This window comes from Ectobacillus panaciterrae DSM 19096, assembly GCF_000430785.1.
GTDB lineage: Bacteria > Bacillota > Bacilli > Bacillales > Bacillaceae_G > Ectobacillus > Ectobacillus panaciterrae.
On record NZ_KE387252.1, the window covers coordinates 37,980 to 53,875 of the forward strand.

General features: G+C 37.4%; 13 protein-coding genes and 2 pseudogenes. 7 read left to right on the plus strand and 8 right to left on the minus strand.

Annotated elements, in window-relative coordinates; all coding sequences use genetic code 11:
- The first annotated feature begins 438 nt into the window (after positions 1-438).
- Positions 439-1,617 carry an FtsW/RodA/SpoVE family cell cycle protein gene (locus H540_RS31055; RefSeq protein ID WP_081415296.1) on the plus strand — a complete coding sequence of 393 codons (1,179 nt, stop codon included), beginning with the start codon at positions 439-441 and terminating at the stop codon, positions 1,615-1,617.
- A gap of 442 nt (positions 1,618-2,059) precedes the next feature.
- Here H540_RS31055 and H540_RS32760 read toward each other — a convergent pair.
- The 3 genes and pseudogenes from H540_RS32760 to H540_RS0127045 form a co-directional block, all read right to left on the minus strand.
- A pseudogene (locus tag H540_RS32760) lies at positions 2,060-2,260 on the minus strand (MgtC/SapB family protein); the annotation flags it as partial.
- 112 nt (positions 2,261-2,372) lie between these two features.
- Complete coding sequence (locus tag H540_RS0127040; RefSeq protein ID WP_081415297.1) at positions 2,373-3,677, minus strand: ABC transporter ATP-binding protein; 1,305 nt, start codon at positions 3,675-3,677, stop codon at positions 2,373-2,375.
- Positions 3,678-3,687: 10 nt separating this feature from the next.
- Positions 3,688-5,415, minus strand: a complete 1,728-nt coding sequence (locus tag H540_RS0127045; RefSeq protein ID WP_028403227.1) for an ABC transporter permease — start codon at positions 5,413-5,415, stop codon at positions 3,688-3,690.
- Positions 5,416-5,931: 516 nt separating this feature from the next.
- Here H540_RS0127045 and H540_RS0127055 point away from each other — a divergent pair.
- The gene (locus H540_RS0127055) at positions 5,932-6,321 is read left to right on the plus strand and encodes a cupredoxin domain-containing protein (RefSeq protein ID WP_028403228.1); all 390 of its coding nucleotides are present in this window, start codon (positions 5,932-5,934) and stop codon (positions 6,319-6,321) included.
- A gap of 295 nt (positions 6,322-6,616) precedes the next feature.
- Here the strand turns inward: H540_RS0127055 and H540_RS0127060 are convergent, their stop codons facing one another.
- A complete protein-coding gene (locus tag H540_RS0127060) occupies positions 6,617-8,029 on the minus strand; it encodes a PQQ-dependent sugar dehydrogenase (RefSeq protein WP_028403229.1) in 1,413 nt (470 codons plus the stop codon).
- A 167-nt stretch (positions 8,030-8,196) separates the two neighbouring features.
- Between H540_RS0127060 and H540_RS0127065 the strand changes: the two genes are divergently transcribed.
- The gene (locus tag H540_RS0127065) at positions 8,197-8,649 is read left to right on the plus strand and encodes an AraC family transcriptional regulator (protein ID WP_028403230.1); all 453 of its coding nucleotides are present in this window, start codon (positions 8,197-8,199) and stop codon (positions 8,647-8,649) included.
- Between the two features lie 198 nt (positions 8,650-8,847).
- Here H540_RS0127065 and H540_RS0127070 read toward each other — a convergent pair whose 3' ends face one another.
- A complete protein-coding gene (locus H540_RS0127070; RefSeq protein WP_028403231.1) occupies positions 8,848-9,507 on the minus strand; it encodes a DUF975 family protein in 660 nt (219 codons plus the stop codon).
- 162 nt (positions 9,508-9,669) lie between these two features.
- On the opposite strand from H540_RS0127070, the pseudogene H540_RS32765 reads away from it, so the two are divergent.
- A pseudogene (locus H540_RS32765) lies at positions 9,670-9,801 on the plus strand (HepT-like ribonuclease domain-containing protein); the annotation flags it as partial.
- A gap of 136 nt (positions 9,802-9,937) precedes the next feature.
- Positions 9,938-10,336 (plus strand): tyrosine-type recombinase/integrase, encoded by a 399-nt coding sequence (locus H540_RS0127075; protein WP_028403232.1) that lies wholly within the window; start codon positions 9,938-9,940, stop codon positions 10,334-10,336.
- 191 nt (positions 10,337-10,527) lie between these two features.
- On the opposite strand, the gene H540_RS0127080 is transcribed toward H540_RS0127075, so the two are convergent.
- A complete protein-coding gene (locus H540_RS0127080; protein ID WP_028403233.1) occupies positions 10,528-10,836 on the minus strand; it encodes a magnetosome magnetite crystal formation protein family in 309 nt (102 codons plus the stop codon).
- 648 nt (positions 10,837-11,484) lie between these two features.
- Between H540_RS0127080 and H540_RS0127085 the strand changes: the two genes are divergently transcribed.
- Positions 11,485-12,531, plus strand: coding sequence for an IS1595 family transposase (locus H540_RS0127085; RefSeq protein WP_051317311.1), 1,047 nt, complete (start codon positions 11,485-11,487; stop codon positions 12,529-12,531).
- A 346-nt stretch (positions 12,532-12,877) separates the two neighbouring features.
- Positions 12,878-13,330, plus strand: a complete 453-nt coding sequence (locus tag H540_RS0127090) for a VOC family protein (protein ID WP_028403235.1) — start codon at positions 12,878-12,880, stop codon at positions 13,328-13,330.
- A gap of 787 nt (positions 13,331-14,117) precedes the next feature.
- Here the strand turns inward: H540_RS0127090 and H540_RS0127095 are convergent.
- Together H540_RS0127095 and cuyA are read right to left on the minus strand one after the other, a co-directional pair.
- Positions 14,118-14,408 carry a hypothetical protein gene (locus H540_RS0127095; RefSeq protein ID WP_028403236.1) on the minus strand — a complete coding sequence of 97 codons (291 nt, stop codon included), beginning with the start codon at positions 14,406-14,408 and terminating at the stop codon, positions 14,118-14,120.
- A 305-nt stretch (positions 14,409-14,713) separates the two neighbouring features.
- The gene (gene cuyA / locus H540_RS0127100) at positions 14,714-15,709 is read right to left on the minus strand and encodes a D-cysteate sulfo-lyase (RefSeq protein ID WP_028403237.1); all 996 of its coding nucleotides are present in this window, start codon (positions 15,707-15,709) and stop codon (positions 14,714-14,716) included.
- Positions 15,710-15,896: the final 187 nt, after the last annotated feature.

Sequence of the window (15,896 nt, forward strand, 5' to 3'; positions counted from 1 at the left end):
TAACAAACCAGGACTCGCTCTAACTTTAACTTCTTTGCTACATAGTACTGGCTATATCCATCTTTTAGATACTTTGTTTTTTATCAATAGTCTATATATTTTTATAATTTTATTGAAGTCACAGGATTTGACTTTAATCTAGATAAACTTCAGAGATTCAAAAGCGCTATCTGACTTTTTACGTTAGAATTCCTTTTTATTTTGCAAATGTAACCCATAAACTTCTTTAACACTACGTTCAGTAGTTAAGTTATAATGAGCAAAAAGAGGGACTAAATCATTAGCTTTCATGCTGTTATTTCCTATTTTAGATGAATAGTATCAGAATGTTCAAATTTTGGAGATTAACTGCAAGATGTCGAAGTTTTTACACCAGAACTAGAAGAATGCATGTATAGAATAAAACAACTCATATTTATAGAAGAAAGAGGATTCAATATGAAAAAAGCATGGATGTCCTTGGATTACTCTTTAGTGCTTCCAACGATCTTATTATGTACTATTGGTGTTATTATGGTATACAGTGCAAGTTCCGTTGTTGCTATTACAAGATATGGATATGCGAGCAATCACTTTTTTGTTTCACAGTTACGAGCTATGGGAGGGGGATTATTCGCTCTACTCATCATGTTTCGAATGCGTTATTCTGTGTGGAAAAGAAGAGGAGTTGCTTTATGTATTCAAATTAGCACACTTGCACTTCTTGTTCTGGTACTATGGAAAGGCACTGTAGTTAACCATGCACAATCGTGGATATTTGGGATGCAACCAGCTGAATTTACAAAATTAGCTGTTATACTTGTTGTAGCTCGTTTTTACGCTAAAAAGCATGAACTAAGTAATTCCTATATACAGGGGGTTGGAAGAATTGGAATGTATCTTTTCAGCGTATTCATTCTGATTTATAAGGAACCCGCCCTTGGAACTGCTTTATTAATTGTTGGTGTAGCCGGTACGATGACATTTTGTTCTGGTGCACGTATCAATTTACTATCGAAACGAGTAGGGTTAACTGCATTGGTTTTGGGACCTGCATTATATTTTGTTATACAAGCCAAGTTGTCATCCGTACAGAAAGCCCGTATTCAAACATTTATCGATCCATTTCATGACCCATCAGGAAATAGCTTTCAACTTATAAACTCTTTTATTGGAATTGCATCAGGTGGTATTCGTGGTCTAGGGCTTGGCAATAGTATTCAAAAAACGGGGTATTTGCCAGAACCACATACAGATTTTATTATGGCGATTGTTTCTGAAGAACTAGGTTTTCTGGGGATTGCGGTGATTTTAGCTGCAATTCTTACCATTGTGCTTCGAGCATTTCAACTGGCCAAGAAGAGTCAGGATCCATTTGCTAGCATGCTGACTCTTGGAATTGGCAGCATGCTAGCCATTCAATCTATCGTAAACATTGGAGGCATTACAGGCATGCTCCCGCTTACAGGGGTACCATTCCCGTTCATTAGTTTTGGTGGCAGCTCCCTCGTTGTTAATTTGGCATCTGTAGGTTTGCTTCTTAATATTTCTGCACGTGTAAAAGAACAGGAAAAGAAACAGGTGTCTGCTCCGCAAAAACCATATCTTGTTGTAGGGGGTCTCCCAACAAATAAATGAGCGGAATATTGAAAGAAGTCGAATTAAACTGCAATGATATGATTTGGAATGTTCTGGTGCAAACCTCTAATTTTGTCAAAATAAAAATATATGGTTAATAGCGAACATTTCTGTTTTTTACACTATAAAAATTCGGTGTTAATTTTTTATTCCGAATAAAAACTACCCATAGAATAGGTAATATTCATAATGATTTGTCTATCTGATTCTTTTTGCACCAGAACCCTTATAGGAAATGAAGCATTAAAAAGTCTTACGATTTAATCTGTAATCCTGCCCTCTCTATAAAAGTTAGGTTTTTAAAGTCAAAAAGCACTTCTTTATTGGATTTTTATGTCCACTAATACTCGTTACGTGATATTTCTCCGTTGCTACACAGACCCCATAATATCCAGAAGGACATGTATGAGATATCATGGGAACTTTTACATCAAGGCCATTTTACAACTTGAGCAGCAATACGTGTAGGACTGGATTCTTTTGCTACCATGACTGACAATAAAACAAATAAACAAGCTCCTAACGAAACAAGAGCGTTAGTTCGTAAACCAGCCATACGATGACGTCATTGACGTTCGGTTCCAATGAATGCTCCTGCGAATACAGCTACGAATAAACGGATTACCATGTCTTGCCACACCATATGTTCCACCTCCATACAGCTATCTACATAAAAAGAGGATTACAGAAGGAAATCCTCTTTTTATACCTCATGTGAATCTTTGTTACATGTATTCTATGGAGTCCTGTCCCCATTAAAAAGTATATTTTTCTTGTGATTCTTCTGGTTCGAGAAACAATTGCTTTGTCGCTTCTTCATAAGCGAATAGCTCTGCATAACGCCCCCAGTCAATAGTAATATCCAATTGATGTGCTGCTTCTTCTGAACCAAAGTGCTGCTTATAAATCTCATCAAAAAATTCTCTCGGCATTTTATTGTTAGACTTTGATTGGAGGGTCCATAAAATCTTTTCCATCATAGGCACATGTTTAAGTACCTGTCGTTTAAAAATATCTTTACGTTCTAATACGTTTGCCTCTGCAAATTGATGACCAGTAGGGGTCAGATCAATATCCCCCTGTTGTACATTTGCGAACCCCAGTAAGCTTGTAGCTTCAACAATAGGTAAAAAATCTTCTAGGTTTAAACTGAATTGATCCGCTAATTTATACAAGTCAGCTTTGCTTCCCAAATCATCCAATAGCTCGATAAAACCAGTAAGAGCGCCAGAGGGAGCTTCAGGGATCGATTGTAGTTTCTTTCTCTGCGTGTCAGAAACAACAACGGACTTGGTCTCTCGATGTGTTAGAATCGAATAAATTTTATCAACTAATTCGGTAAAGTGAGTATCCTGTTTTTCTCTCCAATGACTTAAAGTGATTGGGATATCTGCAATGATTCGTGCAGGATCACGAGATAATACGATAGCTCGGTCAGACATATATACAGCTTCCTCAATGCTGTGAGTCACCATCATAATGGATTTGGTTGGGATTTTTTTCTCTGTCCAAAGTTCTAACAAATCCCGTTTCAAATTTTCTGCAGTCAATACATCCAAAGCTGAGAAAGGTTCATCCATGAGTAAAATATCTGGTTCCATCGCCAAAGCACGCCCTATCCCTACCCTCTGTCTCATTCCGCCGGACAGTTCCTTCGGATAAGCGCCCTTAAAGCCATCCAGTCCCACCATATCAATGATTTCCAGGGCCTTTCGTTCTTTTTCTTCGTTAAGTAGGGATTTATTTTCGAGTCCTAACTTTACATTCTCTAATACAGTCAACCAGGGAAAAAGAGCAAACGACTGAAATACCATGCTGACTCCAGGGTTTGTTCCTTGGATTGGCACACCGTTATAAGAAACAGAACCTTGTGTAGGAGCAACCAATCCTGCAATGATACGAAGTAATGTTGACTTCCCTGAGCCGGATGGTCCAAGGATCGATACAAATTCACCTTCAGCAATTTTAAGGTTGATATTTTCTAAGATTGTTACATCTGCGGTGTTAGATATATCATATTTTTTTGTCACTTGATTTACATCGACCAATATATTTTTCATGTGCCTCACCCTATCCAATGTCATATTTCTTTTCAGCTAGCGTATAAAGTTTTCTCCAGAAGAGACGGTTTACCATCACAACAACAATCGCCATCACCATAATTCCCCATATAATTTGTGGCCAATTCCCTTTCGTTGTAGCCTGAGCAATAAAGGAACCTAAGCCTGTTGCTTGTAAGGTATGATCTTTCCAAGAAACGATTTCTGAAACAATACTTGCATTCCATGCTCCGCCACTTGCTGTAATGCCTCCTGTAATTAAATAAGGGAAAACACCTGGAAGAATGAGTTTTTTCCATGTTTGTAGACGAGTTAATCGTAATATCTTAACAGCTTCTCGTAAATCGGATGGAATTGCCATGGCTCCTGCAATCACATTAAATAGAATATACCATTGGGTTCCCAACATCATCAGTGGAATCGCGCCTATTTCCATATTGACTCCATATTTAATATAGAGAATCGTCAAAAATGGAAATGTCATATTGGCCGGGAAGGAAGCGAAAATCTGCACAATGGGCTGCGCTATCCGCGCAAGCTTCGGATGAAAACCAATCATGACACCTATAGGCAAAGTCCATAGGATTCCCAACAGCGTTGCAACTAACACACGGCATGCTGTTAATATACCAAACCATATGACTTTTAGAATATCCAATACAGATAGCTTACTGATTTCCAAGAAGCCTTCGTACACGTACTTTGCAATAAAGATGACTACTACTATCCCAATTAGCCATTTGAGTATCGGCGTAAGTTTTGAAAATTGTTTTTGTTGCTCCCTTGCTTTGTTCGTTTTTATTGCAATCATGACACTCCAGTTATAGATATACGATTTACATGTACGAATAATGTATTGTAAAAATCTCGCACGGCGGATGATATTATAGACCCAGGAAGTCGTAATTTCATTCGCCTCTGTTTGTTCATTTTTGAATTTTTGAGACCAAGCTACGATTGGGCGCCAGAATAGTTGATCTACTACGAGAATCATAATTACCATGGTGATGATGGCATACACAATTGCCATAATATTTCCCTGATCGACCGCAGTAGCCATATAGGACCCTATTCCAGGGAGATGAATATCTTGATTCAAAACAGTTATCGATTCGCTGGCAGCTAAGAAAAACCATCCTCCTCCAAATGACATCATGCTGTTCCAAACAAGTCCAATCATCGAATAAGGTACTTCCAGTTTGGCGAAGCGTGCCCAACTACCCAATTTATTTATTTTTGCTGCTTCTTGAAGATCACGAGGGATAGTAGCTAACGAATGATAAAAGCTAAACGTCATATTCCAAACTTGTCCAGTAAATATTGCAAAGATAGAAGCACACTCTACACCTAATAAACTGCCTGGAAAGAGTGACATGAACCCAATAACCGTAACGGATAAGAATCCAAGTACCGGTACGGACTGTAAAATATCAATGGCAGGAATCATAATTTTTTCAGCCGTTCGGTTGAATGCTGCAATTCGTCCATAGATGAAAGTGAACAACAAGGATGCCGCAAAGGCGATAAGCATTCGAAGCAACGATCTGCCTGCATAATAAGGAAGATAGCTCGGATCCAAACTAATTGTAGGATGCTGTATGGGTGAGAAGGGAACGCGCATCCCTGCCCCCAATTTTAAAATGGAAAACAGAACGGAAAAAATAACAATAGTGACAAATAAATCCGCCCAACCAAACTTTTTATTTTCTTCAAGTGAAGAGAATAAATTTATTTTCATAGTAACTTCCCCCTTTCGAGAAACAGCATAAAAAAGCCCTCCTTATGTTAGGAGAGCTTGCATGAACAGATTCTGGATTTTTACTTTTCACATAAATTTAGCCAATGCCATATTCAGCCCTATAGGAGAATATGGAAAAGACGGCAAAGATAGGCATGTGAAAAGAAAATAGGAATCCTGCTTTCCCACTACATAAGATACATAAACTACGCTTCAATTGTTCACATATAAGCTGACTACTAGTGATGGAACACAAAAGTAATCCATCTTCTATTTTCAATGGAATCATATATCGGTATCGTATTTAAAAGAAATGATACAACTGGCTTATTAAACGAAGGGGCAGGTTAGTTGAATAAGAATGGATTCCAGAAGATCGTCATTAGAGTCGATCTTTTTCTTTTCACTGTTTCAGATCAAAGAGTTACTATTTGAAAGCACGTTGGAACCCATTTTATAGTGATAATATTTTATGAATTAGAAAAAAATAGTGTTAAGGATAAGGAGGGATTGCGAATGTCTGTGAAAAAGTGGTTAACAGGATTGGTCGTTTTGCTTGCAATGATTGTGGTTGTGACAACTCTAGGCTCACTGGGCGTATTTGCCGAATCCGGTGTCGTAACTCAGCCTATGGAGACCGTGAAAGCGATTGAGGTCAAGTTAAACGACGATTACTTTAATCCGAAAGTCATCACTATTCTCAATGGAAAAACGACACCGTTGATATTGAAAAACGAAGGTAAGAAAAAACACACCTTCACAGTGGAAAAGCTTGGAATTAACGCCGAAGTCCAGCCAGGAAAAGAAAAAACCATTACCGTGAAACCGAAAAAGCCCGGTACATATGAACTGATATGTCGGTACCATTTCCAGGAAGGAATGGTTGGAAAAGTAATAGTCAAATAACAAGCAGGGCCAATAGGGCCTTGCTTTTTTAATAGGCACGGTAACTTGCTTATTATTAAAACTAGCTAACATTCCTCCACAAAAGGATGTTCCTTTAGGAAGTAAAATGCTCACTTTTTGTTAAAGAAAAGACGTAGGTTTGTTCAATAACATATCTAATAGAAACTTATTTAATGTAAGTATAGGAGTTATGGAATTGAGAAAAACATTTTTTTCATATTTGTTTTATATTTCGATTTAATTAAATCCATGAAAGAGATTTATCTGGTATGAAGTCGAATTTTATTGTTATGAATCATGGAACAATTTCAAAAACAGTACCTTGGTTAAAATCAGTCACTTTCATAGAGCCATAAACCCCTAAATATAGTCTGGTTTGATCCAAATTCGTTCCCAAATTAACATAATAAGCTGATTGAGACCCAAAATTATAATCGGTTTCAATAACACTAAAATCATTTAGTTTACAATCTGTTCTTACCCTGGTATAAGCTAAAACCCCTCTAATAGGAGGTTGAGATTCTTCATTTCGGGCGAGATCGGTAAACACAACGCTTCCCGTTAAATCGGGGTTTCCATTCCCCATATATGGCTGGACTCCTGTAAGTGCAGTTCCTCCAAACTTATCGGGTCGGGGATCTTTATGAAAATAACTAGTTAGAGGCTGAAGACGCCTCACTGAAGTTTTTACTGCTTCATTGTAATAAACAATTGTTTTCTCATCCAAAGTCTTTTCAGAGCAGCCGCTTATAATCGAAGCAGGAAAAGCACCTTCCCACCCTCGCCAGCCAAAGTTAATAACTCCTTCTTGGTCAGGTTCAGAGTTCATTAAAGAAGCTTGAATAAGCTGAGTAACCGGTATGGGTTTATAGTGAACGAATGAAAAAATCGACTCTACTAGATCCTGTCCGACATTTCCCACATATTTGATGTACTGATTATAAAACCTTTGAAATGAAATGCCTGGTATATTGCGAACCCCTTTGGCCATTACCGTAAGCGTTTCCTGAATAGGTACGGGAAGTTCATTAAAACGTGTGACTACGGGTGGATTATTGATAAATGTATTCTTAACTACGTCGATTTCAATTATTTTACCGGCTATTTCCATATTATCCTGGCTTAAATTAAATGGATCATAGCCTGATCCACCATCTCCGGTTGTTAAAACAAGTTTTCCTGTTTCAGGTGAAAAGTTTAAGCTATTGACACCATTATGATTTAAAAATGGTCTTCTTAAGTTAAGTAATGTCCGTCGTTTTTGAGGTTGACCATTCGTTTGTAAAATCCATTCTTCAACTGTATCAATATGATCATATTGAGTTTCTCTATTTATCCACCTTTGGTTTAAGGTTCTGGGATCACACGGGTTAGGCTGAAAAGATTCAGAAAGAGCACCGGGACCTTGTGTTCCAGCTACTGAGTAATGAAGATAAAACAGACCGTTATAATAAAATTCGGGATGAAACGCTAGCCCTAGCAATCCCCGTTCATCATAACCACCATTAGAACCACCTAGTTTTATGATTCGCGGGCGAATATCTAAAAAAGTCCTTATAAATCCGTTTTCTATGTAAAAGATCTCTCCTACCTGGGTTGCAATAAATAATCTTTCAATTGAGTCACCCGGAAGTATAGTTGTTTTCAAAACAGTGGGTAAATTTATCTTACTAACAATGGGCCGTAAACTAACCTTAACTTTTATCACCTAACTTTACACTCCTTCTTATTGTTTTCTTTGATAAGAGTATGATTAGAACTGTTCTATTAGTACCAAATTAAGGCCGGGGAATTTGGGGAATTTCCTTTTAATATTGGTCCGTTTTTGGTAGATTCCATGTGGATATTAAAATGGACATAAGGAAGAAAGAATCTATGAAATTTAAAGTCGAAACACTTCCAAACTATCGCATCGCTTATGTGCGACGAGTTGGTCCATATGGCCCTGCAAATATTGAAGTAATGGAGAAGTTAAAAAAATGGGCTAAGGAGAAAAATCTTCTTAAATCGGCAATCCTACTTGCAATTCCACAAGATAACCCAGAGACAACACTTCCTGAAAACTGTAGATTTGATGCTTGTATTGTGATTTCAAAGGATTATCAAATGGATGATTCAATTTGCGAAAGTGAACTTTCTGGTGGAAAATACCTTATTTACGAAGTCAAACATACAGCAGAAGATATTCAAAAAGCATATGCTGATATTTTTCCAGCTCTACAAAGCAATGGATATCAAATTGATAGCAAACCCATTTTGGAAAGATACACTGGTGATATGATTAATAACCCTTATTGCGAAATATGTGTACCGGTAAAACCGTTATAAAAAGGTAGTTGAATAACGACTCTTTTGAGGCAGCTTTTCTTTTCCGTATCTAATTTGGTTATATTTGGGTATTTATACTAAGAAAAAGGCTTTTTATCATGTTCTCTTTGCTATTTTCTGGTGACCACCTGCTTGCGTTGCCCACTTTTTCAAATTGTGGGCAACACAAATCAGACCCCATTCCACCCTCTTTTTGTTTTATTCTTTTTCTATTATTGTAGCCTCTTTTGCTTCGGATTCACCTTTAACTTCATGATAAAAATGAGCAACACTTGCCTGACAATATGGAATGAGCCATAGAAATCCAATTCCAATTGTTATAATGGATAGGATAAACCATCCCGCGAAGGAGAGATATAAACAGAATAGCTTCCACTTATAACCGTCCATCATTTGACGGCTTTTTGTAATGGCTTGGTTCGCTGTTAAATCAGACTCTTCTATAAGGATATAAGGTGCCATAGCATAAGAAAAACTTTTAATAATGCCCGGAACAATCAACAAAAGTGTCCATAGGATGAGGTACAGACCCGATAAGATGTAATATATAATTGCTTTCCCGTAACTACTGGAGTTTGAAAAAAATGAGAAAATCATACCTACTGAAACTTTCTCATCCTTAGTGACTTTTAAATACAAAGCGTTTTCTCCTAGTGTTAATGCACTTATAACCAATAATCCATAAACAATTGAAAGTACAGTACCAATTCCAAAGCTATCCTTGGAAGGATCCAGCATTTCTAATAGCTTCGGTACGGTAGTATTAAGAAGAAGGATTAGAAATGTATAACCAACAAACGACAGCCACCTTCCTTTTAACGTACTGCGAGCTTTGGAACGTAATGATGTTAGACTCAAACAACCCACCTACTTTGATAATATTTATATATAATATTTTAAGGTTTTTGAAGGATAAAATAAAGTCTTTTAATTTTTGGATGTGTCATAGATAGTGAAAAGAGGGGAACTAGCTCTTTTTTCATCAACATTTAATCTTCGCATTAAATCCTTGTTTAACGCATGGTAGACTTTCGCAATATTGTAGTTCATGACTATCAAGCGGTTAATTTAGAAATTGTACAAAAGATTATTGAAAATCATTTAGATGACTATGCAGAATTTATTAACCAAGTCTTATCTTATAACGGATAACCATAAAATTATTATGTAAACTATTATGCGTTAAAGTTGTATTTAATGCGAAATTCAACAAGATTTGACAAGGCGTGATACTTTGCGCAGAGAGCAAACTGTCCATTTAGAGCGACTGCATACAAATATGTAAGAGTTGCCCTGGTACATTCAAGAGTACATTAATGCTAAGGAAGATTCAGCTTCCCCCTCTGCCCTTTCTGATTTACAGGAATACTTAAAAATCCGTAAAGAGCGTTATAAAGCAACAGATGATGAACAATCTGTATTTTTGACACTTCAAAATGGTTCGTATAAGCCCATGTCTGTTCGTGCTATTCAGAATATGGTAGATAAGTATACGAAAGCATTTAACGTGCGCCTAACACCTCATAAACTTCGCCATACATTTGCTACAAACTTCTATAACAAAGAAAAAGACGCGCTGCAGGTTATGATGCAATTGGGGCATTCCTCTACTGATACGACTGTATTATATACGCAGCTTGGAAATGAGACACTGGAGGAATCGTTAGAACGTCTAGATGAAGAATAAGCGATCTCAAACATGTATCACTTTTGAAACCGGCTGTGTTCTCAACTGGATTTTTCTATTCTGTTGTACACATACGGTAAGTTTTCACATTTCAATAAACAAGAGGTACAGTTAAACTATACCTCTTGTCTACACTTATATTGACCTAATGAAGGAGCGAATAGGATTTACAGTACATATTTTCTAAAGTCTTAAGCAACCCAAGATCCAATGATAGGATATCGAAAAGGACGTTCATTGAGTGCTTTAATAATGCCAACTATAGGAGCTAGTAAGGCAATTGCTCCAAAAACAATTAGGAATGGAATACCAATTAATATCCAAGAGAAAAAAGCAGACACAGCAATCAAAAGCCCGATAACGAAATGAAATATCAATGCTTGTAAGGACAAACTTTTAATTTCTCGATCTGAGATGATAAAATATGTGATAATGGGAACTAAAATGGGCGCAAACCAAGTACTTGCGTGAATAAATATTTTTAGCCATTTATTATTCATCAAATATTTTCCCCTTTTCTAAATAAAATGTAAGCCTCTTCTCACAACTAATTTGTTAATGCGGAAACACCTCTCATTTATACATACTGTAGAGTTTTTACATTTACTGTTATAAGGTTATCATAGATAAATTTATTTCCTTGCACAATGAACTTTAGAATTAATTACATCTAAGACTTAAGATGTAGTTAGTCCATTCATATTTCTTTCAATAAGACTAAATTATAATGACATATAGCATAATTCAGCTGTATTTTTTCATGAGTGGTGTTAGGCTAAAGATAATTAAGGAAGTGTCTCTTATGAGTATGAATCAACCTCCTCCTAAAAAGGTAACATATGCCGAATAAGTAAGAGAGTATTTACTTATTTATCCTAACGAGAAAATTGTGGAGCAATATATTCTTGAAGAAAACGGTATGTATAGAACACCTTATATTTACAATGAAGAAGATATATTCCGTTCGCATATCTTCCCAGAATTTGAAATATCTATGAGTGATATACTTTCCTAACACAAAGGCCTTGCTGTGAAGCAAGGTTTTCTTTTTTGTTTTTGGCTATGTTAAACTTTGTTGTTGATATTTGATATATACGAACTATTGTTCTATAATTAGGGTAATATCACTGTTCGGAGATGATTTACCCATGGATTTAAAGGAACTGAAGAGACTTGCTGATACATTGGACGATAATGGTAAGCGAGAGCTTATCTACTTTTTGCAGTCCCGAACCAAGGGTGTGGCGGTTCCAGTTCGAGCGATTGATGAAATTCAAGAGCAGAAGCATAAAGAGGGACTCGTTTGCCCGCATTGCAAAAACCATTCTGTTGTGCGATTTGGGAAGCACGCTGTAAAATCCCGTACTGGAGAGGTTAAACGTCAACGTTACCGTTGTAAGTCCTGTCGCCAAACGTTCAATGACCTTACAAATACCCCTCTGCAACGAACGAGGAGACCTCATATTTGGATTCGCTTTATTGAATGTATGATTGAGGGTTATTCACTGAGAAAATGCGCAGGGCAGTTAAATGGTGAAGTCACACACGTCACCTTGTTTTACTGGCGACATAAGATTCTTGCCGCTCTAAAGCAGATTCCAACTGAAGCGTTCCAAGGAATCGTTGAAATGGACGAAACGTATTTCTTATTCTCCGAAAAGGGCAAACGGAATATTGCCGATCGTAAGCCACGTAAACGCGGCGGAAAAGCCAAATATCGTGGTATTAGTAATGACCAAGTATGTGTACTCGTTGCCCGTGACCGTCAGAAAATGACTTACTCTGGCGTACTTGGGCGTGGACGTATTCGGACTACAAAATTGGATGAAGCGATTGGTGGTCATATATCTGACTCAAACGTGCTTTGCACTGATTCGTGGAGAGCATTCAGTTCCTATGCGAATTCAAAGGGCTTGGCTCATTACCGATTTAAGTCCGACGGAAAGCAACGTGTAAAGGGCGTGTACCATATCCAAAACGTAAACAGCTACCACAGCCGCTTAAAAAAGTGGATGGATCGCTTTAACGGCGTTGCAACTAAATATTTGCAACATTATTTGGCTTGGTTTCGTTACTTAGACAGCAAGGAATATGAGAATACAGCATCGAATAAGAAAAATATGTTGGTGAAATCATGCCTGTTTTCTGTAACCGACACGAATGACAAACTTCGGCTTTCTGCTTATACTTGTTAAACTAGCAGGCAGTTTAGTTTAATGATCAAAAATAATAAGCAGGAGATAATATCGTAACTCCGAATTGTTAAAGTATAAAAATATTAGGAGTTTAGAAAAGGGGTATCTACGTAATTTTATTACGTAAAACGATCTTATTACGGTAATTACGAATTGAATTTCGTAGAATAAAAGTTAATATGACATATCCGAAAACCAAATTTCACATTTTACTATACTGTGACTTATCTTTGTTATCATGAACTGTGACAAGATGTTAATCGTTTGGAAGGAATTAGTAATTCTTGAATAGAATAAATATGAAGATGATCAGGTAATAAATTTGTACACATAAGGAGATAAAACTATGGCAAAAAACAAATTACTAAGAATGGACAATGTTGGCATCGTTGTAGAATCCCTTGATGACGCAATCTCTTTCTTCGAGGAGATTGGCTTGAAGCTCGAAGAAAGAGCTACTGTCGAAGGTGAATGGGCTGGTCGCGTAACCGGGCTGGGTTCACAGTGTGTAGAGATTGCTATGATGGTTACCCCAGATGGCCACAGCCGACTTGAACTTTCGCGATTTCTCACCCCACCTACTATATCAGATCACCGAACTGCTCCTGTAAATGCCCTCGGTTATCTACGCGTCATGTTCACCGTTGAAGACATTGACGAAATGGTATCCAGACTCACCAAGTATGGTGCTCAGCTCGTTGGCGAAGTGGTTCAGTACGAGGACTCGTATCGGCTCTGCTACATTCGTGGAAATGAAGGACTTCTAATCGGTTTGGCGGAACAACTCGGTAATAAATAAGTGACGTTTAAAAGAAGACTTAACTGAAATATACATTACTAGAGTAAAAATAGAAACAGTAAAGCAGTGTGAAAGTATCTCGAAGAAGTCGGGTGCATCATATTAACACCGCATTCACGCTCCGGGTCTGGGCGACCCTCGGTCCTGGAAACAAGGAACGAGGAAGTAATTGCCGGGACACATCCGCACCGACTAACCGCATCGCGGCCGGCAGCAAGCTGCCTTAACTCGGTGGGACATCGTGATGCATGAACTTTAACGGAAATCAATGCAAAACCAAATTAAAGGGACTCAACTCTAACGGGTACGATAGCTCAATAAGCCGCCTCTTCAACGAGGCGGTTTTCTTATCGTAAAAATCAACATCAGGATTTAACATAGCCTTGTTTTTATAACTCAATGATCTTGTTTCACTATGTTATTCAGATATCATGTTTGTTGTACTTGTATATCCTTCTATCTTATTTTTACTTCCTTTAAGAGCTCCATCAAGTAAACAAAAACAAATATCTTCAAAATAAACACGGTGTTATCCTTTTTATAAAATCAGTAGGAAAGGAATGGAGTCTTGTGTTCATGTAGCGATTGGTAATGCCCTATTTCTATAGTTTATACAATATTAATTTCTTACGGTATATGAAATTATGAAAAAGTTCTGATATCGCCCTGAAATCACCAAGTTCCTGGAGTTTAGAATGTTACTTCCCATTTTCTATGCTCCTATAAGATAGACATATACAGGGTTCTGGTGCAAGAATAAAATTTAATACAAAAGAAAAGGGGAAAGTTATTCCCCAACCTTATCTACACGAACTGCGACATCAACAGCCGGAAATTCCTGCTTTAATACATCAGCTACTTCTTTTGCTGTTTGTTTCGCAAACGACAGTGAATAAACTTTTTCAACTGCTATATTTTCGGTATATGTTTCTTGCAGTGTTTTCGTGTAATATGCAGTAACAATGACTTTGTAATGTGTATATTCATTTAGTACAACTGAATGCAATGATACAAGTTTTCCGTAATTCGATTCTTTTTCTTTTATTTTAGTAACAACTTCCCCTATTGTTCTTTTCATAACTATTCCCCTCCATACTCTTTTTAGTTCGGTTCTTCCCTACCATATAACTTTGATAGTAGTCGTACTATCTCCTTGTTTGGTTCTGGTGCAAATACTTCAGAAGAGATATAGAGAGGTGAAAAGTTTCCTAGTTTAGAGTACTAATATCAGTATGTCCAAGATTTAGAGATTACTTGCAATTATCTTGAATTTTTTGCACCAGAACCTTATCAACAATTGTAGTTGCTTATTCCCTACAAAAGAGAGGATATTACCTTGCCCATCTTTCTTTTTGTTTTTACGAGTCACACTATAATTAAACTTCAATAAAAGAGCGAAGTATTAGCGTATAACGCTGAGGCGCCGCCAGAGTGCACAAATAGGATGTTATCGTCCGGCTTAAAGGTGCCTTTTTGTATTAAATCAATGAGTCCCGCTGCTGCTTTACCTGTATATACCGGATCCAGTAAAATCCCTTCTGTTCTTGCCATGAGCTTGACAGCTTCCACCATTTCGGGCGTAGGCAAAGCATAGCCTGGTCCGACATACTCATCAAAACACGTAACAGCCTCACGAGGGATTGAATTTGGAATGCCAATGTGTGCTGAGGTTTCTTCAACAAGCTGAAAAACTTTCTCTTCTTGTTCCACTTTTCCTCTACTTACGTTTATTCCGATTACCGGTATTTTACTTTGATTTCCATAAAAACCAGTCACCAAACCTGCATGCATTCCCCCGCTACCGCTTACACAAACGACAGCATTCACATTGACTCCTTGATCAAAGGACTGTGTCAAAATCTCCTGAGCGCAAGCAACATATCCCGTTGCACCAACGATATTCGATCCCCCAACCGGAATTATATAAGGTTTATATCCCTCTTCCGTTACCTCTTTAGCTACTTTCTGCATTTCTTTCATCAAGTCCGTCCCATTAGGCACAACCTTGACTTTTTCAGCGCCCAGTAAATGATACAGGAAATAGTTACCATTAAAATCTGGCTCAGAATTTGTTAAAAGCCCCTCTTCCAATACAAGAATACACTTCATTTTCTCTTTAACAGCAGCGGCCAGTGTTAAACGGCAATGATTTGATTGAATGCCTCCACATGTAATTAACGTATCCGCGCCTTTTTCCAATGCATCGGCAACAAGGAACTCTAGTTTTCTTGTTTTATTTCCACCAGCCGTCAGCCCAAGTAAATCATCTCGTTTAATATAAATGGAAGGACCCCCAAGCACTTCAGAAAAATGATGTAATTTCTCAATGGGTGTATATGTAGGTGTATATCGTTGTCTAGGAAATTGTGCTAAATTCATATTAAATCTCCTGGTTAATTTGAAATATATAAAAACATATAAAACCATCTCAAATCAACCAGTCCTCCTCTCTCATTTTATTTTTTAGAACCAATATATATTTTGAAATCTCCAGATTAACGTTACAGGTTTCAATCCATAACGCTTTAGGATAGTTCATCGTGCTGAAACAGTTTCCTGCTTCTAC

What these genes read in the sequence shown, in the direction of transcription:
- H540_RS0127065 (WP_028403230.1), top strand. Translation starts at nt 8,197, where the DNA reads ATGAAATTTAAAGTCGAAACACTTCCAAACTATCGCATCGCTTATGTG.
- H540_RS31055 (WP_081415296.1), top strand. Translation starts at nt 439, where the DNA reads ATGAAAAAAGCATGGATGTCCTTGGATTACTCTTTAGTGCTTCCAACG.
- H540_RS0127085 (WP_051317311.1), top strand. Translation starts at nt 11,485, where the DNA reads ATGGATTTAAAGGAACTGAAGAGACTTGCTGATACATTGGACGATAAT.
- H540_RS0127095 (WP_028403236.1), bottom strand. Translation starts at nt 14,408, where the DNA reads ATGAAAAGAACAATAGGGGAAGTTGTTACTAAAATAAAAGAAAAAGAA.
- H540_RS0127045 (WP_028403227.1), bottom strand. Translation starts at nt 5,415, where the DNA reads ATGAAAATAAATTTATTCTCTTCACTTGAAGAAAATAAAAAGTTTGGT.
- H540_RS0127080 (WP_028403233.1), bottom strand. Translation starts at nt 10,836, where the DNA reads ATGAATAATAAATGGCTAAAAATATTTATTCACGCAAGTACTTGGTTT.
- H540_RS0127055 (WP_028403228.1), top strand. Translation starts at nt 5,932, where the DNA reads ATGTCTGTGAAAAAGTGGTTAACAGGATTGGTCGTTTTGCTTGCAATG.
- H540_RS0127090 (WP_028403235.1), top strand. Translation starts at nt 12,878, where the DNA reads ATGGCAAAAAACAAATTACTAAGAATGGACAATGTTGGCATCGTTGTA.
- H540_RS0127040 (WP_081415297.1), bottom strand. Translation starts at nt 3,677, where the DNA reads ATGAAAAATATATTGGTCGATGTAAATCAAGTGACAAAAAAATATGAT.
- cuyA (WP_028403237.1), bottom strand. Translation starts at nt 15,709, where the DNA reads ATGAATTTAGCACAATTTCCTAGACAACGATATACACCTACATATACA.